The organism is Acinetobacter sp. yr461 (assembly GCF_900110445.1).
GTDB classification, from domain to species: domain Bacteria; phylum Pseudomonadota; class Gammaproteobacteria; order Pseudomonadales; family Moraxellaceae; genus Acinetobacter; species Acinetobacter calcoaceticus.
This window is the reverse complement of the sequence record NZ_FODU01000024.1, coordinates 14528-31582: the sequence shown is the minus strand read 5'-3', so window position 1 is coordinate 31582 and position 17055 is coordinate 14528. Positions and strand designations below refer to the sequence as shown.

Here is a 17055-nt window from a genome sequence, read left to right as displayed (position 1 = left end):
CATAACGTGGCTCATTCAAACGCAAGTCAGTTGTAATGATTGCAGGAAGTGCCAGTTCAACAGTTTGTAAACCACCGTCAACTTCACGAGTTACTTGTACTTTGCCGCCATCAACTTTCACTTCAGAAGCGAATGTACCTTGGCCCGCACCTAATAATGCGCCAAGCATTTGACCTACTTGGTTAGAGTCATCATCAATTGCTTGTTTACCAAGAAGGATAAGTTCTGGTTTTTCAGCGTCCACAACACCTTTTAAAATTTTAGCAACTTCTAAAGCGCCAATTTCATCAGTAGTTTCAACTAAAATACCGCGGTCTGCACCCAAAGCCATTGCAGAACGGATTTGTTCTTGAGCTTCTTTAGGACCTACAGAAACAACAACGATTTCTGTTACTGTTCCTTTTTCTTTTAAGCGAACCGCTTCTTCCACTGCGATTTCACAAAATGGGTTAATTGACATTTTAACGTTAGTTAGGTCAACCCCACTATTGTCCGGCTTAACACGAACTTTGACGTTGGCATCAACCACGCGTTTTACAGCAACAAGAGCCTTCATGTAGTTCCTCGAGTAAAGATAAAAAATGGTCTATTACTTCATATTCATGTGATAGACCATGTCAAAGTGAATTATTTTGAAAATGAACGATTATGATTAATAAGTGATAAAGCAATTGCACCGATTAAACCTGCTGCCGCAATTACCATAAAGTTTTTTTCAATCGGTAGATTCAAGGCCATAATCATTCCTATCAATAATGGTGCTCCTATAGCGCCTAAACGACCAATGCCAGATGCCAAACCTATACCCGTTGAACGAATCTCACTAGGATAAAACTGACCACAATATGAATAAGCAACAATTTGAGCGCCTGTAGAGCAAGCTCCAACCACTGCAATAGTGATATACAACATGTGTATTGGCATTGGCAAAGTCATCAAGTACAAAAATAGGCTTCCCAAACTGTACATAAACACCAATACCCATTTGATATGCATACGGTCAGCCAACCAACCTCCACCTATGGCACCAATGATCCCGCCAATATTGAGAGCAATCACGAAGCTTAATGCTGAGCCAAGCGTATAACCCGACATCGCCATTAACTTAGTCAGCCACGTACTCAGTGAATAGACCATAAATAGCCCAGTAAAGAATGCTACCCAAAACATGATTGTGCTAAAACCACGTCCATTCGCGAATAAATAAGAAACAGAAGAGCCCGCATGGGTTGGATCTGTAATATTGAGCAGTGCTACATCAGCATCTATTTGAATATTGGGTTCAATCAATCGAATAGTCTGTTTTAGTTCTAGATCTTTCTTGTTTTTACTCAGATATGCCAATGACTCTGGCATTGATTTCATAATAAAAGGTATGAGCAATACAGGAATACCCGCCGCAAAAAATACGACTTGCCAACCAAATTCCACAATAAATTGTTTACCCAGTAAAGCTGCCAATATACCGCCTATAGCGTACCCAGAAAACATCAAGGCGGTCATGAAATTACGTATTTTTTTGGGGGCATACTCAGTCATTTGTGCTACGACATTTGGCATCACACCGCCAATCCCCAAACCTGCAATAAAACGCATAATACTAAAACTAATAGGATCATTCGTCATTCCAGCTAGTGCAGTGAATACGCTGAACAGAAATACGCAGATTGCAACCGTCAAACGTCGGCCAATTTTATCGGATATAGCTCCTAAAAAGATGGCCCCCACCATCATGCCAAATAATGCAGAACTAGCCATAAAGCCAGCTGTCGAAGCACTGACACCCATTTCTTCCATGATTGAAGGAATAGCTATACCAGCAACAGCAATGTCATAGCCATCAATGATAATAATAATGAAACACCAAACTAATACTTTGGTATGAAACTTATTAAACTTTGCATCATTAGCAATTTTGTGTACATCAATGTACTGCATGATCATCTCCTTGATATTCATGACTCTATATTTTCTTGAATTTTGTTAATTACATTTTTGCCCTTATTTATTGGTTGAAGCAGTAATACTTCATTTCGACCAAGAGTAATCATTGCAATAATTTATGTCAATATATTGATATAAATTAAAAAATAAAATACATAACTATATGTTTATTTTATTATAAAATTAAAAAATTTAATTAAAAATGTAAATATATTGACACAAATAAATAATTCAATATGCTTTTAACTATCAAAAAAGGAGTTTAAAAGATGAACGCAACACTAAATTATCAGGACGATATCGCCATAATTACTCTTTGCCGAACAGAAGCAAGAAATGCTCTAAACAAGGAGATGATTCAAAATATTGATGACTTACTTAACAGAGTCATTCAAAGCCCTCCTCGTGTTCTCATTTTTACTGGTCAAGGAGAAAAAGCTTTTTGTGCTGGAGCAGATATCACTGAACTACAAAATAAAACCCCTACAGAATATCTAGAGCTTTCACGTAAAGGGCAAAATGTTTTCAATAAGATTAGTAATTTATCATTCCCTACACTAGCCGTAATTAAAGGTGCTGCTCTAGGGGGTGGCTTAGAATTAGCGATGGCTTGTACTTTCCGTATCTGTAGTCTTAATTCTAAGTTTGGTTTACCTGAAATTAAATTAGGCCTACTTCCAGGTTATGGAGGAACTCAACGCTTGCCTCGTATCGTAGGCTATGCAAAAGCATTAGAGTTGACTCTAAGTGGAAGAATTTTTGATGCGCTTGAAGCCAAAGAAATAGGTCTAATCACACAAATTACAGCGACTGAAAATTCAGTTCAAGCTGGCTTAGATTTTTTATCAAGTTTTGGAGAATCATTTCCTGCATCCACAGCATTTATCATAAAGGCTGTTCAATCTGCATTAGATTTGAATATTACTGATGGATTAACGCTCGAAAGTGAAATGTTTCTTGCTAGTACCCAAACTAAAGATGCGGCTGAAGGTATACAAGCATTTATTGAAAAGCGTAAAGCAAAATTTACGAATCAATGATGCTACTAAACCAACTTGAAATATTGCCTAATAGATAGTCTGATTTGATAATTTTCGGTAAAAACTATCAAATCAAACTATCTAAATCGATACCAACATTACATAAATCATCAATATTCCATTTTTTATTTTCAATAAATGCATCTGGTTATAAGTATATAATATAGATAAATCCTCAATACTTAGCAGTTTAGATTATGACCCAAAAAGATCAACAAAGTTATGATCATTCTCTTTATCCAATCCACAACAGATTATTCTTCAGATTGTTTCAACTTGGAAACTCATTAGATCGTCAATGTGTAAATGAACTAGGAATTTCGTCAGTACATTGGGCAGTTTTAGGTGCATTATCAAGGCCACAAACTAATTCGGTTATGTCTTTTACTGAGTTAACTGAATACCTAGATGTAAGTAGACAAAATTTAGATGGTGTTTTGAAGCGACTCGAACGCGAAGGCTATGTAATACGCCAAATTGACACAACAGATCGCCGTGCAAAAAATATCATGTTGACCAGAGAAGGAATTGCTCGATGGGAACAATTACAAGAAAATATTTATAATTTTTATAAGCAGGCTCTAAATGGCTTTACACTTGACGATATGATTACATTTACTCATTTAGCAAATAAATTAACAAATGGCCTGAATGATATTAAAATAAACGGTTAAGCTAGAATGGTCTATTAAGATTAACTAATAAATTAGGAAATATTGTTTTCCTAATTGTACAATTTGGGGAATTTAATAGTAATTGTTGTACAAGAGTATTTTACACGCAATTAGTTAGAATATTTTTTAGTTTAATTTTTTAAAAAGTAACGTGCATTTATCTATTACCTCTTTTTTAGAACCAGCCCACTAATTTAGTAGGCTAGTTTTCAATACATTATTACTAAATTTTATTTCAGTGGTGATACCGAAGTTGGCAGAGCAATCATTGACTGCATCTCATGGGTTAGCCACTGTGGACCACCTTTGGGTGGCCAAATACCATCTGCAACCGATTTAGCACGAACTTCCGAACGCTCATTCAATGACGCATATGGCCAAATACTTACAATACGCGGCGTACCATCAAGAGCATACATCGCTATTGTTAATTTTGAGTATTGAGTACGAGTTGGCACTGCATTTTTCCATGCCTCAAGAACATGAGGAACACCGCCATGCTTCAACTCATAAGTACGAATTTCATAGACAGGACCAAAATCACCTAACTCAACTTCAGGTAAAAAGTCGAAACCAGCAAAATTTTCAACTGAATATTTGATGATATTTTCTGATGTATCAAATAAGTTGTCTTGTGCGGCTAAACGTGCATTTTCATCGTCAAGTTCTTGTTGTGAAGAGTAGCTACGTAATACAACAACTTGATTGAGTTGACCTATATCTGAGAAAAAAACTCCGAGTAGCTTACCTTTAGCTGCTGTATCTTGGTAAAAACTTTGAATACCTGTCGCAACAGTTGCGGTTGTACCCATTTTGATAGTGATATTAATCAGTTGATAAAGCTTCATGCGGTTCTCCGTGGTTGTGTCATTGGTGTAGGTTGTTCAGTCACTTGTTTATTTAGTTTTCCTGCGGCAAATTGAGCAATTCGCCAAGCAAATACCATCCCTGGCCCTAACGTTGTTCCGGGACCTGGGTATGTTCCTTTAAAAATTGAAGATAGGTCATTACCGCAGGCAAATAGCCCTGTGATCACCTGATTATTCTGATCAAGCACTCGACCATAAATGTCACCAGCTAACCCACCGCTACTCGCACAGTCCATTGGAATAACGGGTAAAGCGTAAAATGGCCCTTGCTCAAGTTTGCCCAAGCATGGATTTGGTTTTACCTCGGGATCCCCGTTAAAACGGTTCATCACACCACTACCTTTACCAAAGTCGGTGTCTGTACCCAGTTCAACCAATTGATTAAAACGCTGAACAGTACTTACTAATCCTTGGGCGTTGATTCCAACTTTTTGGGCAAGCTCCTCTAGTGAATTTGCAGAGAATAAATATTTTGCCTTGAGGTAGTAATCGAGTTTTTTTGCACCAGGCAGAACAAAACCCAAACCATATTTTTGAATCGCAGTTTGGTCACAAATCAGATAGGACTGAATTTTTGCTTTGCCTTGATTAGTTTTGAGCTGTGCCATACAAAAGTCATGGTAAGAATCTGACTCATTGACAAAGCGTTTGCCATCATCATTGACAGCTATCACACCTGGTTTAGCCCGATCTAAAATAATGTGTGGCCAAATAGCTTTATAGCCATTGGTATGAACATGAATTGAACATGGAAAATAAAGCACACTACTATCCACAGATGGGTCAAGTTTTGCACCCTTTTCAAGGGCTCTACTGAGCCCATCACCTGTGTTCGAGTCGGGAGACAATGAGTCTGCGATTAAACCATTTGGGAACAATTGTTGACGTAAATTTGTATTCCACCCCACACCACCTGTGGCTAAAACTACACCTTTTCGGGCACGAATGACTTTTACACCTTGTTCAGTTTTAATTTTGGCTCCTACCACTTTGCCTTTTTCGACTAGCAGCTCTTGCAGTGGCGCATTAAACCAAACTGGTACATTCTTTTGTTTAAGGTTGTAAAATAAGCTACCCACCAGAGCGTTACCCATAACAAGGCGTGTACCCCGATTAAAACGTAACCTTGAAAGCAAATAAGGCACCACAACTTTCAAGGTGGTCATAAAGTTCTGAAAACTATGTATAGGATTTAATAGTGCATTTAACTCACTACGATTGACCATCATGCCGCCTAAGCCCATAAATTCGGCCCGTGGAGGACGTACATATTTAAAGTCAGCACCTAAAACACTTGCATCAAATTCAGCAGGTGCAAGCGCACGACCGCCAAATGCTTCACCTGGCTGATTTTTCACATAATCGGGATGTGCTAAACAAGCATTAAGCTTAACTGTTGTTTTTTCATCTAATTCACGAATCATATCCGCACTTGACGCTAAAAATGCTTCACGAAGTTCTTCACCACCACGTTCACCCACTACAGATTTAAGAAAAATTCGAGCTTGCTCAATATTATCGGGAACACCTGCTTGAACACTCAAATGTGATCCTGGTGCCCAAATCGTTCCACCTGATGTTGCTGAAGTACCACCTACTTGGGAAGCCTTTTCACAAAGTAAAACATCTAATCCATTAAGCTTGGCAAATAGTGCTGCGGACATGCCTGCTGCACCACCGCCAATAACCAATAAATCAACTTCTTTATCCATGTTAAATTCTCCTTAATCTTGCTTATTCGGCATAAACGCTGCTGTTTCAGTTCGAGCTTGTTCAGCAATTTTTTTTGCAGCAAGATAACCAAATGTCATGGCTGGACCTAAGGTAATTCCACCACTTGGATATTGGCCCCCCATGATGCTATTGAGATCATTTCCAGCCGCAAATAATCCATTAATCGGTTGCCCTGCTTTATTTAGAACTTGGGCATATTCATCTGTTACCAGTCCTGCAAATGTCCCTAGACTTCCTGGCACCACTTCAACTGCGTAAAATGGTCCATTTTCAATCGGGGCAATACATGGGTTTGGATAATGATCGGCATCACCCTGCGCTTTTTGATAAGGAGTAGTACCCCGCTGAAACTCGGGGTCTTGACCTAAATAGGCATATTGGTTGTACTGCTCAACTGTTTTTAAAAACTGAACTGGATCTATACCGCATGCCACAGCCAGCTCTTGAATAGTGTGTCCTTGTTTTAAGTAACCGTTGTCCAGCCAAAGCTTTAGAGAAATTGGAAAAGGTTTAACAGCACCTAAACCATAACGGCGAATAAACTTATGATCACAAATCAACCAGCAATGTGCTTGTTCGCCTTGCGGTGTATGTTTGAATAAATCTTTAATAAATAAAGGATAGGATTCACCTTCATTGGTGAAACGGCATCCATTTTTTAAAACTGCAATTAATCCTGGTTTACCTCGTTCAACCAAATGTGGAAAACGACCTAAAGTTCCATCTGAACGTGGCATTAGTGAAACAGGTGCCCATGCGCCAGACCACGGCAAGGTTTGGTCAACAGTTGCTCCAATTGCTTCTGCTGCACTTAAGCCATCACCTACATTTGTTTCAGGAGCAGCTGAATGATGGGGAGTTCCTTCACTCACATGTTTGAATAAAGCTTGTTTACGTTTTTCATCATGCGGGAAACCACCAGTCGCTAGTATCACGCCATGTTTTGCTATTATCTTGATGATGCCAGCTGGTGTTTTAAATAATGCTCCAATTACTCGACCATTTTCTTCAACTAATTCAGTCATGGCATGATTTGCCAATAGTTTTACTTTGTAATCGAATGCCGATTTGAGTAGTCGAGCTACCAAAGCATTACCATTCACAATTTGAGTTGAGCGCTTAGTAAAAATTAGATCAAAAAAATGTCGTAATACTCGTTTGGTCGCATAAATAAAGGATGGAATTGCATTAAAAGTATTAATGAAATGCTTCATATCTGCGCCGGAGGCGATACCCATCCCCCAAAGAGTAGTTTCAGGAATTGGTGGACGTAGGATATTTAGTTTCTGACCAAGTAAACGGCCATCGTAAGGTGCAGCAACAATCGAACGCCACCCAACCCTAGCACCTTCAATATTGAAAAAGTCAGGTACCGCCGCACCAATATTAAATTTAACCTCAGTTTTGGCTTCGAAAAATTCCACCATTTTTGGTGCTTGAGTTAAATAAGTATGAATCTTGGTTTCATCATACTTTTCACCCAAAATATTTTTTAAATATAGCTTCGGTATATCAATCGGTTCGGTTTGTCCTTCACGTTCAGCATGAGGTGTATTAGGAATCCATAACCATCCTCCCGATACAGCAGTAGTTCCACCAAATACGGATGCTTTCTCTGTGACAATAACCTTTAATCCTTCATATGCTGCGGTCACGGCGCTTGAAAGCCCACCTGCACCCGAGCCAATGACTAAAACATCACATTCGTAGCATTCACGAATTGGTATCGAAGTCATCTGAAATGGTTGTTGGGTTTTTGCATTCATACTTCTTACCCCGTAACAGTGCCCAATTGAGCGAGCGCAACGAGCTGCTTCATTGCTTGCAAATTAATTTCAGCACGTTCGAAAGCAGGACGTTCAGCTAGTACCAAATTTGGTACTTCTGCAGCTAACATAATTTCTTTGGGCAAAGCACGAATTAATCCTACAAGATCAATTTCGCCTTGCCCTGGCACTAATCGATTAGAACGTGCAATCTGAATTAAACCCTCCTCACTCGGATCATATTCAGCAAAGCCATCGCAAAGCTGAACATAGTTCAACCGTTTTGGATCAAGTGCTTTGACTTGCTGAATTGTTGAATCTGATCGGTCAAAATGTAATGCATCAATTAAAATGGCAGCATTTTCTTGCCCTGATTGGTTCACGATATATTCAGCCTGCGCCAAATTTTTCACATTGGTCCATGGCATGAACTCTAGGTCACAACTCAAGCCAAACTGTTTACTTAATTCACAAAATTGTGCAAAGTGATGTATCAGTCGTGACTGCTCAGGATCATTTCCTGCAACTAAAATATGCCTAGCACCGAGCTGCTCAGCGGTACTTAAAAACTGCAAATATTTATTTGGTTCAAAGTCAGAAGCAATTCGTACAATTTCAACATCAGCAATACGAACACCTGTGTCATCCAAAGCAGCCCTTGTTTCCTTAATCAGCTTGCTATCATTTAAAATTGGATAATCTACCTCATTAGGTGCTGCTGGCAGCAGGCGTAAGCCCACCGCTGCATAACCACACTTTGCTGCAATTTTGACTGCTTCTACAGGACTCACATCTGCAACTGTCAAAAATGAAAGTGAATATTCACGCCACATCTTGTTGCTCCTGCTCTTTCTCAAGTAAATAAGCAATCATTAAGTCGCGAACCTCAATAAACATGTCCGTTCCTTTGACTGAGTTACATCCCAAACTCGACGCATGTTGAATAAATGGTGTGTTTTCAGGACTAGTCACGACATCTGCAACCGACATTTGTGCAGTTATTTTTTCTAATTGAAAAGCTGCTGAAGGATCACCATTCATTCCCATAGGTGTCGCATTGACCACAACGTCGAATCCTGTTGGATCATTGTTATGTGCAACAACTTTGCCTTTACCTAGTTGTTGAAGTTGTTCAACTAGTTGTTGTTGACGCGTTTGATCTACATCAAAAATTGCTAGTTCTGCTACCTCAGCAAGAAGTAATTCATAAGCAATCGCTTTCCCTGCTCCACCAGCTCCCGCCAAAATGGCACGTTTATCTTTTAACTCGATTAACTTATTTCGTATCGCTTGTACCATGCCTTTACCATCAAGCATGTCTCCTTCCCACCCTTCTTTACAGCGACGAATCGTATTTACTGCCCCAATGAACTGTGCGCGTGAAGTTAGTTTTTGGCAGCAACTCAAAGCCGAAATTTTATGGGGTACAGTGACAATCAAGCCGTCACTATTATTTAAATACAAATTTTGTTGAACAAAATTTGGGAAGTGTTCTGGTGCTACATCAGCAGGGACAACAATCGCATTTAAATCTTTTTTAAGCAGCTCCATAGTTACACCCTCAGGTGATTTGACCTGTACAATCGGATGTCCGACCACAAAATAAAGACGAGTTGATCCATTCAATTGAATATCCATTATTCAATCTCCTTAAAAATCGGTGAGTTAGAAAATTTTAGATTTGAACTTTTTTAAGTTCGTGCTGACGTATCTTTGTTGGTGAATAAACCAGTTTCATAATAATTAATGCTGCGACCATCCCGGCGGTTGGTAGGCAAAGTACAAGGAAAATTTTGCTTGTCTCCCAACCTAGGCTTAAAAAATATGCTCCAGCAAATGCACTACCCACAGCTCCTAATCGGCCTATACCATGCATCCAGCTGTTTCCTGTTGCACGAGCAAAAACTGGATAAAATGAACTTGAAACACTGTTGAGACCTGCATTCGCACCATTCATCCACATACCGATGAAGAAACACATCATGCTATACATTACAAAGTTATGACCCACCGCACCCAGAAAAAACATGAAGCCAATCGCTAAAAGATATGCAATCACTAAACCTAGGTGTGGATTGAACTTATCCATTAAATAACCGCATGCGATACAACCTACTGGGCCTCCTAACTGATAAATCGCAGTAATAATTGAAGCCTCACTGATGCTGAAACCAAATTCATGGCTCATCATTGGTAACCAACTTCCAAGTAAATAAACAACAAACAAACCAGATGCATAGCTCCACCATAGCAAAAAGCTGCCTAAGAAATAAAAAGGACTCAGGACTGCTTTTACTGGATTATCGACCGTATTGGTTTTTGCTTTAGGTAAAACAAAAACAGTGTTAGCTGTATCAAAATCTGGTGCCATTTTATGAATAATGGCATCAATCTCTGCTTTTGGATGTTCTTTAAGGACTTTATAACCAATAGATTCGGGTAATTTAAATGCTGCGATAACGGCTAAAATAAGTGGTAGGACTCCACCAATAATCATCATGGCATGCCAGTTAAAATGTGGAATCACCCAAGCAGCCAAAAAACCACCAATAGCAGCACCAATTGTGAATCCACTTAAAATGATGGTAACCATACGGCCATTCATTTTCATAGGTGAGTAATCCGTTACCAACGTAACAGCTTGCGGCATTACTCCTCCCATAAATAAACCAGCAATAAAACGGAACATCATTAGCTCAGTCACATTAGAAGAAACTGCTGCACATAAAGTAAATACACCAAAACCAATTAAGTTAATAATGAGTAGTTTTTTACGTCCAAACTTGTCTGCCAAAGGGCCTGAAATCACTGCGCCTACAGCTAAACCTATTAAAGCTGCACTCATTACGGGTGCAAGATCAGTTGTAGTAATTCCCCATTGCTGCTTAATGACGGGAGCTACAAATCCCATGATTGATATATCGATACCATCAACAACGACAATCATTAAACATAAAAAGATGACTAGTTTTTGTATTGGGGATATACGATTTTCATCAATAAACTCCCTTAAATTTACCTGTTGAGTCATACACTTACTCCATTAGTGTGTATCAGCAAATATGCGTTTTCCATCGCTTATTCAGTTTTGCTCCCTACTTATTCTCAAAAGCTGAATAATTAGGAAACTCCGTATCTGAATGATTCATCTGTACAGCATTTGAGATAGAATCTAAAACAACTATAATCTGTTTTTAATTTTTTTGGAACACTGTTCCAAAAAATAATATTAGGATTTTTATGCTCAGCAATACCGATCGTTCTTTGCTCATCCTCGAAGCACTACTAAAAGAAGTGGATGGATGCGCACTTAGTCAGCTTTCTGTTGATCTTGATATCCCAAAGTCTGCAATGCATCGCATCCTGACTGCGATGAAAGACATGGGATACATCTATCAAGATGAAATCACGCAGCACTACAAGCTCACACTTAAAATTGCCTCAATGGGTTTGAGTTTTCTGTCATCGCGTTCGATTACCGAAACATTTCAGCCTTATCTCGATGAACTGGCAGAAACCTCTTCTGAACTTGTTCGCCTCGGTTTAATCGAAGACGAGAAAATTATCTGGATTGGTAAAGCTCAAGGAGCCAAATCAGGTCTAAAATATGATCCTGACTCTGGCAACGTGGCCTATTTACCAGCTTCAGCTTGTGGTTTAGCGTATTTATCTACCCTTGATCAAAATGACTTTTCACGAATTGTGGAACGTGAAGGTTTCGATAAAGCCAAAAACTTTGGACCAAACTCACCAAAAGACCTTACAGAACTAGAGCAAATGATTGAAGCTTCTAGAGAGCGAGGTTATGGTGTGATTAGCGACACCTATGAGCTAGGTATGTCTGCTATGGCTAAAATCATTCTCAATCCACAGACAGGTGAACCTTTTGGTACAGTCAGTATTGCAGGGCCTTCTGTACGTTTAAGCTCCAAACGTATTGAAGAGTTAGCACCAGCACTCATGGTGACTTCAGAGAAAATTGCTTCCATCATCAATTTGATCCATATCTAATTTGCTATCCTACAAGGCAATCAAAATCATATTTCGATTGCCTAAATTCCCTTTAAACAGACTTTTAAGTTCCAAAAATTGATCAATCGTTATTTATGACAAGCTAATATAGGCGCCACCTTAAATTTAAGTTGATGCATCAACCACACGATAGTCACCATTAATAATGCTGCAATCAGCCCTAATGTGATGACCACCCCGAAATATTCAATAAAATAACTGGAAAGGATGACAGGCCAGATCGTACCTTGATAAGCAATAAACAAATAACTAGAAAAGATCAGCGGATTTTTTTCCCGATCCATCATTTTGCCAATAAAGTGGTAAACAGCACTCAGTGTAAAACCATGCCCCATACCCGTCAGTAAAATACTGATCAATAAAAACCAAACTATGTGTTCGACTTCTGCCATCACCAAACTAATGGTTCCAAGCAATAAAGCTAATAGCCCTGCATACAACACATGCAATTCTTTAAACGATTTACAAAATAATTGACTCAGCACTGACACAAATAAAATGATTGAAATTGATACGCCTGTTAAAGTAGCTGATGATTTAATCGGTAATTCTTTAATAAAAGTCCCAGCCAAAGCTGCATATAAGCTGAAGGCCCCGAAACTACAAAGTGCAGCAATACTACAGACCCAGAAAACTTTGCGTGAAGCCATCTGCGGTAATGCTAAACCTTGCAACTTTAATAACTCATTTAACTGATATTTTTTCTCAATTTTAAATCTGGGTTTAACCCAAAACACACTGATAAATATTAGAAGTGAAAAAAAGATAATAATCCAATAAGGATCAGCCAAAGGTCGCACGGTATGATCAGCCAATACACCACCGATCAAAGGTCCCAAACCAAAACCCAAGACAGTAATTATAGAAGTAAGCTTTTCAGCTAATGCCTTATTACGAAACGGATATTGGTCTTTGAGTCCCACCATAGCAGCTGTGGTAATAAGTCCTGAAGCAATTCCAATCAGAAACCTTGAAAAGCCCAGTAACCAAACAGAACTTGCCAATGCAGACAACATTAAACCTAAAATGGTTAAAGCCAGACTGACCAAAATCACATTTTTATAGTGATAAATTGCATTGAGTTTATTTAAAAACAGGAGTGAAAAAACTACGCCTAACATATAGGAAATGAAGATATAACCTATTTGAGATGTTGAAACTCCCCACTGTTGTTCATAGATTGCATATAGAGGGCTTGCCAGAGCGGTGCTTAAAGCAGCAAGACACAGCGCAAAACTAATAATGCAATATTGAACGCTGGACTTTGGTGTCTGCATAATTCAACCAAAAATGACTTTTAAGTCGATTTTAATTCAAATATGACCCACAGGTCAATTTATGTTAGAATAATCTTGGTAACAATGAAATCTAGTTCAACATGACAAAATCTAAAACACGCGGCCCAAGTCTAGAAAAGACACAAGAAACTAAAAAGAAAATTATTGACTCTGCTCTACAACATTTTATTGAAGTGGGTTTTGCAAGAGCAAAAATTTCAGATATTGCAAAACATGCTGAATTAGGCAAAGGTACGATTTATTCTTATTTTGAAACTAAAGATCAGCTTTTTGAAGCAGTAATTGATGCTCTCATCAACGATTCATTTCGCCCTATTCGCGCTTCTGAAATCACTCAAAATGAAACCGTTTACGAGTTTATTTGTAAAAAGATTATTCCCAGCGTTTTAACGCTTGAAACGACGGGTCGTGCAGATATGGCACTCTTAATTTTACGTGAAGGAAATAATTTTCCACATATTCGTCAAACTTATGTGAATAAGATTTTTTTACCTATTCAGTATGAGCTTGAGCAATTAACCAGTTTAGCGATTCAACGTGGAGAATTATCAGCCACGATTTCCCCACAGCAATTTGCATTGCTTATTGTGAGTCCTATGTGGATGGGTATGATTCACAATGGCATCCTCAATCCAAATGAAGTTTTACCACTTGAAACGCTTTTTCAAGAAAATCTAAAAATCTTGTTTGGAAAATAAAAAGGCAAACCTCTGTTTGCCTTTTTACACATACATATTTAAAAATTAAGCTTCATGGTCATACCTGCGATCCAAGCATCATCCACTTGTTTTACACCACCAGGTTGATGCACATATTGAATATTTGGTCGTAAAACAATACTAGGCGACCATTGAAAATTATAATTCAATTCAATATTCAATTCGTCATGCTGAATCGGTGTATATTTCGGATTTGCATAGTCGGCTTCGGTTAACCCCAGCAATTGATTAGATGCATTTTGGCGCTCTCGTACACGATCATTCACATTAAAACGTGCCAGACCTAAACCGATAGTATCATTTGGTCGATGCTCAAATATGCCCTTATACCAAAGCGCTAGTTGCTGTGTGTTTTCAACAACAGTTGTAGACTTATCATTAAAAGTAAAGTTTGCTGAAATAAATAAACCACGCTTAGGGTCATCCGCATGCGCAAAAACCTGTTGTTGCGCATTAAGCCAAACACTATGTTTATTGTTTTGCCATTTCCGATCTGCTGCATTTGGCTCAATATTACCTTTTTCATCTGTACTAACATTACGTGCATCTGCCGTTGACAAAAATGCACCGACTTTATATTCACCACTTAAGCCATTGAAAAATGCTAGATTGGGTTTCCACGATAGTTCCGCAGGAATCAAAATACCTTTATGTTGATCCATATCCAAATTAAAACCATATTGCTCTAAAGCATTTTCAGGATTGACCTCATAAATCCCTGTTCCAAACCAGAGCGAAGGTAAAAATTGATATTTGGCGTTAATTCCCCATTGGCTTACAGGACTATTAAACCAAATATCTCCTACTGTTTTTCCTAATTGACCTCCGCATAACATTAAGTTCTGAAACTCACAATGTGATGCATTAAAATCATCTGAAAGTCCCATACGACCTACCTTAATTTGTAGATCATTATTCAAAAAACCTTTTTTAATCCATGCACTGCTTAAGCGCCACCATTGTCCACGACCATAAATCTCTTGAGCACTACTAAATTGCGGCGCTCTAGGATCACTAATCCGATCAGTAGAAAGCGGTTGTCCATCTCGTTTCGTTATGCTCAACTGTGCTTGAGTATCTTTCCAACCTGCGATTTTCTCTAAATCTAGACGTGTACCAAATGTCCATTGGTTTGCATTAAATAGTCGTGGTGAATCGTCATATCCCCCACTCAAATTAACAGCACTTTCATTTTGAAAAGCAGCGGTAAATTGATAACCTTGCTGTTCGAGTTGAGTCCGTTTTCCGTTCCAATCGCTTAATATCCATTTTTGATCCTGAGCTAAAGGATCGAAGGCGAATACCGCACTACTTGCTAATGTAAAAGTTGAAATCATCGCAAGCGAATTCATAGAAAATTTCATTAATGCTGTTCCTTAGCACATTGTTTATTATCAACATAAAGCCTTGAATTATTTTCAGCTGGATCAACTGCTATACATTTTTTAAGTGTATTTATCCCTACCTGACCAGCATGCTGATCAAGCTAATTCAAAGCCATAGAAAATATTTAAGAAGCAAAGATAGATTTTAAAATTGTTAATCAACTTGCTTTATTACTGATTTAACTCAACTGTGTTTTGGTTTGCACAACAGACTGTTTCGTTTTAATGCCCTGAATTAAAACAGCAAAACCAGAAAGTACAGCAGGAATCATTAACAATGAGAACATCATAGAAAATGGCATACCCGAACTGATCATCGCAGCTCCAGCAAATGCACTTAATATTGCACCAAAGCGCCCAATACCATTCATCCAGCTTGCTCCAGTTGCGCGAGCAGAAGTCGGATAATATCCTGTCGCCAAAGCACTTAAACCGACGGCCCCACCATTAAAGGTAAAACCAAGAATCCATGCAAAAACACACATAAGCACCATATCATGGCCAAAATGTCCTAATCCAAAGGTTGCAAGTGCGCCAATCAACATGGCAATAAAAAGAACCAAACGTGGACGATAATGATCCATACACCAGCCAAGAGTGATACTCCCAACAGGACCACCAATTTGAAAGAACGAGGTTACAATGGCAGCTTGAGAAATCGTAAATTGATTCGACTTAATTAAGGTTGGCAACCAGCTACTGCATAGATAGATTAAAAATAATGCCATGAAATAACTGATCCAGAGCATAATCGTGCCATAGCGATATTTACTAGATAAAATTAGACCTAGACCAGATTTCTCGGTTTTTACTTCATTCAGATAAATTTCTTGATTTAAAAAAGAAGATTGTGGAAATAAGCGTTTTAAAATCGCTTTGATTTTATCTTGTGAGTACGATTGTTTGACTAGATAGGTAATTGATTCAGGCATTTTCCAATATAAAAATGGTACCAAAATCAAAGGCAGTACTCCGCCTAATATCAACATACTACGCCAGCCAAACTCAGGAATCAGCCATGCTGCTAAAAAACCACCTGCTGCAGCGCCTAAAGAAAAACCACAGTAGGCAACAGTAACTGAAAATGAACGGCGATGATCTGCTGCATATTCTGAAACTAAAGTTGCTGCATTGGGAGCAGCAGCACCTGCACCTAATCCAGTAAGAAAGCGATAAATTAAGAGATGTGTGATATCAGTTGAAAATGCTGTCAGCAAAGTAAAAATACCAAAGCCAAGTACGCTTAAAATTAGCACTGGTTTTCGGCCAAATTTATCTGATAAAGGTCCAGAAACTAAAGCACCTATTGCTAATCCAACCAATGCTGCACTTAAAACAGGTGCTAACTCTTGTGCACTAATGCCCCACTCCTGAATAATCTGAGGTGCAATTAATCCCATGACTACGACATCCAGACCATCTAGGGCAATAATAGCAAAGCAAAAAAATAGAATGAGCTTTTGTAGTCCACCCATCTTATTTTCATTTAATATGCTTTTTACATCTTTCCTTTGTATTTGACTTGTGCTCATGAGTTTCTCCTTATAAAAGCACGAAGTTTCCCTCGGTGTTTTTCTCAAAACACCGTTCCTTA

General features: G+C 38.5%; 15 protein-coding genes. 4 read left to right on the top strand and 11 right to left on the bottom strand.

Annotated features, from left to right (window positions below):
* A partial coding sequence (locus BMW38_RS18415) for an electron transfer flavoprotein subunit beta/FixA family protein (protein ID WP_092709544.1) occupies positions 1-556 on the bottom strand: 556 nt, incomplete at its 3' end.
* A 71-nt stretch (positions 557-627) separates the two neighbouring features.
* A complete protein-coding gene (locus tag BMW38_RS18410) occupies positions 628-1938 on the bottom strand; it encodes an MFS transporter (protein ID WP_092710836.1) in 1311 nt (436 codons plus the stop codon).
* Positions 1939-2213: 275 nt separating this feature from the next.
* On the opposite strand from BMW38_RS18410, the gene BMW38_RS18405 reads away from it, so the two are divergent.
* The gene (locus BMW38_RS18405; protein WP_092710833.1) at positions 2214-2984 is read left to right on the top strand and encodes an enoyl-CoA hydratase/isomerase family protein; all 771 of its coding nucleotides are present in this window, start codon (positions 2214-2216) and stop codon (positions 2982-2984) included.
* Positions 2985-3181: 197 nt separating this feature from the next.
* Entirely contained in the window at positions 3182-3658 is a 477-nt protein-coding gene (locus tag BMW38_RS18400; protein ID WP_092710830.1) for a MarR family winged helix-turn-helix transcriptional regulator, read from the top strand.
* A gap of 230 nt (positions 3659-3888) precedes the next feature.
* Here BMW38_RS18400 and BMW38_RS18395 read toward each other — a convergent pair whose 3' ends face one another.
* From BMW38_RS18395 to BMW38_RS18370, 6 genes are read right to left on the bottom strand one after another with little or no spacing between them, the layout of a single operon-like run.
* Positions 3889-4506 (bottom strand): NIPSNAP family protein, encoded by a 618-nt coding sequence (locus BMW38_RS18395; protein ID WP_092710827.1) that lies wholly within the window; start codon positions 4504-4506, stop codon positions 3889-3891.
* Positions 4503-6239, bottom strand: a complete 1737-nt coding sequence (locus BMW38_RS18390; protein WP_092710824.1) for an FAD-dependent oxidoreductase — start codon at positions 6237-6239, stop codon at positions 4503-4505. Before BMW38_RS18390 ends, BMW38_RS18395 begins: the two co-directional genes overlap by 4 nt.
* 12 nt (positions 6240-6251) lie before the next feature.
* Positions 6252-8027, bottom strand: coding sequence for an FAD-dependent oxidoreductase (locus BMW38_RS18385; RefSeq protein WP_092710821.1), 1776 nt, complete (start codon positions 8025-8027; stop codon positions 6252-6254).
* 5 nt (positions 8028-8032) lie between these two features.
* Positions 8033-8860 carry a sugar phosphate isomerase/epimerase family protein gene (locus BMW38_RS18380; protein ID WP_092710818.1) on the bottom strand — a complete coding sequence of 276 codons (828 nt, stop codon included), beginning with the start codon at positions 8858-8860 and terminating at the stop codon, positions 8033-8035.
* Complete coding sequence (locus tag BMW38_RS18375) at positions 8850-9665, bottom strand: shikimate dehydrogenase family protein (protein ID WP_092710815.1); 816 nt, start codon at positions 9663-9665, stop codon at positions 8850-8852. Before BMW38_RS18375 ends, BMW38_RS18380 begins: the two co-directional genes overlap by 11 nt.
* A gap of 37 nt (positions 9666-9702) precedes the next feature.
* Positions 9703-11058, bottom strand: coding sequence for an MFS transporter (locus tag BMW38_RS18370; RefSeq protein ID WP_092710812.1), 1356 nt, complete (start codon positions 11056-11058; stop codon positions 9703-9705).
* Positions 11059-11267: 209 nt separating this feature from the next.
* Between BMW38_RS18370 and BMW38_RS18365 the strand changes: the two genes are divergently transcribed.
* The gene (locus tag BMW38_RS18365) at positions 11268-12038 is read left to right on the top strand and encodes an IclR family transcriptional regulator (RefSeq protein ID WP_092710809.1); all 771 of its coding nucleotides are present in this window, start codon (positions 11268-11270) and stop codon (positions 12036-12038) included.
* 89 nt (positions 12039-12127) lie between these two features.
* Here the strand turns inward: BMW38_RS18365 and BMW38_RS18360 are convergent, their stop codons facing one another.
* A complete protein-coding gene (locus tag BMW38_RS18360; protein ID WP_092710806.1) occupies positions 12128-13336 on the bottom strand; it encodes an MFS transporter in 1209 nt (402 codons plus the stop codon).
* A gap of 101 nt (positions 13337-13437) precedes the next feature.
* On the opposite strand from BMW38_RS18360, the gene BMW38_RS18355 reads away from it, so the two are divergent.
* Positions 13438-14055 carry a TetR/AcrR family transcriptional regulator gene (locus tag BMW38_RS18355; RefSeq protein ID WP_092710803.1) on the top strand — a complete coding sequence of 206 codons (618 nt, stop codon included), beginning with the start codon at positions 13438-13440 and terminating at the stop codon, positions 14053-14055.
* Between the two features lie 38 nt (positions 14056-14093).
* Here BMW38_RS18355 and BMW38_RS18350 read toward each other — a convergent pair whose 3' ends face one another.
* Together BMW38_RS18350 and BMW38_RS18345 are read right to left on the bottom strand one after the other, a co-directional pair.
* Positions 14094-15413 (bottom strand): carbohydrate porin, encoded by a 1320-nt coding sequence (locus BMW38_RS18350; protein ID WP_244524360.1) that lies wholly within the window; start codon positions 15411-15413, stop codon positions 14094-14096.
* A gap of 227 nt (positions 15414-15640) precedes the next feature.
* Positions 15641-16993 (bottom strand): MFS transporter, encoded by a 1353-nt coding sequence (locus tag BMW38_RS18345; RefSeq protein WP_092710798.1) that lies wholly within the window; start codon positions 16991-16993, stop codon positions 15641-15643.
* Positions 16994-17055 lie beyond the last annotated feature (62 nt).

Bases quoted from the DNA above. Each gene is read 5' to 3' on its own strand.
- BMW38_RS18410 (WP_092710836.1), bottom strand. From the start codon at position 1,938: ATGCAGTACATTGATGTACACAAAATTGCTAATGATGCAAAGTTTAAT.
- BMW38_RS18405 (WP_092710833.1), top strand. From the start codon at position 2,214: ATGAACGCAACACTAAATTATCAGGACGATATCGCCATAATTACTCTT.
- BMW38_RS18400 (WP_092710830.1), top strand. From the start codon at position 3,182: ATGACCCAAAAAGATCAACAAAGTTATGATCATTCTCTTTATCCAATC.
- BMW38_RS18395 (WP_092710827.1), bottom strand. From the start codon at position 4,506: ATGAAGCTTTATCAACTGATTAATATCACTATCAAAATGGGTACAACC.
- BMW38_RS18390 (WP_092710824.1), bottom strand. From the start codon at position 6,239: ATGGATAAAGAAGTTGATTTATTGGTTATTGGCGGTGGTGCAGCAGGC.
- BMW38_RS18385 (WP_092710821.1), bottom strand. From the start codon at position 8,027: ATGAATGCAAAAACCCAACAACCATTTCAGATGACTTCGATACCAATT.
- BMW38_RS18380 (WP_092710818.1), bottom strand. From the start codon at position 8,860: ATGTGGCGTGAATATTCACTTTCATTTTTGACAGTTGCAGATGTGAGT.
- BMW38_RS18375 (WP_092710815.1), bottom strand. From the start codon at position 9,665: ATGGATATTCAATTGAATGGATCAACTCGTCTTTATTTTGTGGTCGGA.
- BMW38_RS18370 (WP_092710812.1), bottom strand. From the start codon at position 11,058: ATGACTCAACAGGTAAATTTAAGGGAGTTTATTGATGAAAATCGTATA.
- BMW38_RS18365 (WP_092710809.1), top strand. From the start codon at position 11,268: ATGCTCAGCAATACCGATCGTTCTTTGCTCATCCTCGAAGCACTACTA.
- BMW38_RS18360 (WP_092710806.1), bottom strand. From the start codon at position 13,336: ATGCAGACACCAAAGTCCAGCGTTCAATATTGCATTATTAGTTTTGCG.
- BMW38_RS18355 (WP_092710803.1), top strand. From the start codon at position 13,438: ATGACAAAATCTAAAACACGCGGCCCAAGTCTAGAAAAGACACAAGAA.
- BMW38_RS18350 (WP_244524360.1), bottom strand. From the start codon at position 15,413: ATGATTTCAACTTTTACATTAGCAAGTAGTGCGGTATTCGCCTTCGAT.
- BMW38_RS18345 (WP_092710798.1), bottom strand. From the start codon at position 16,993: ATGAGCACAAGTCAAATACAAAGGAAAGATGTAAAAAGCATATTAAAT.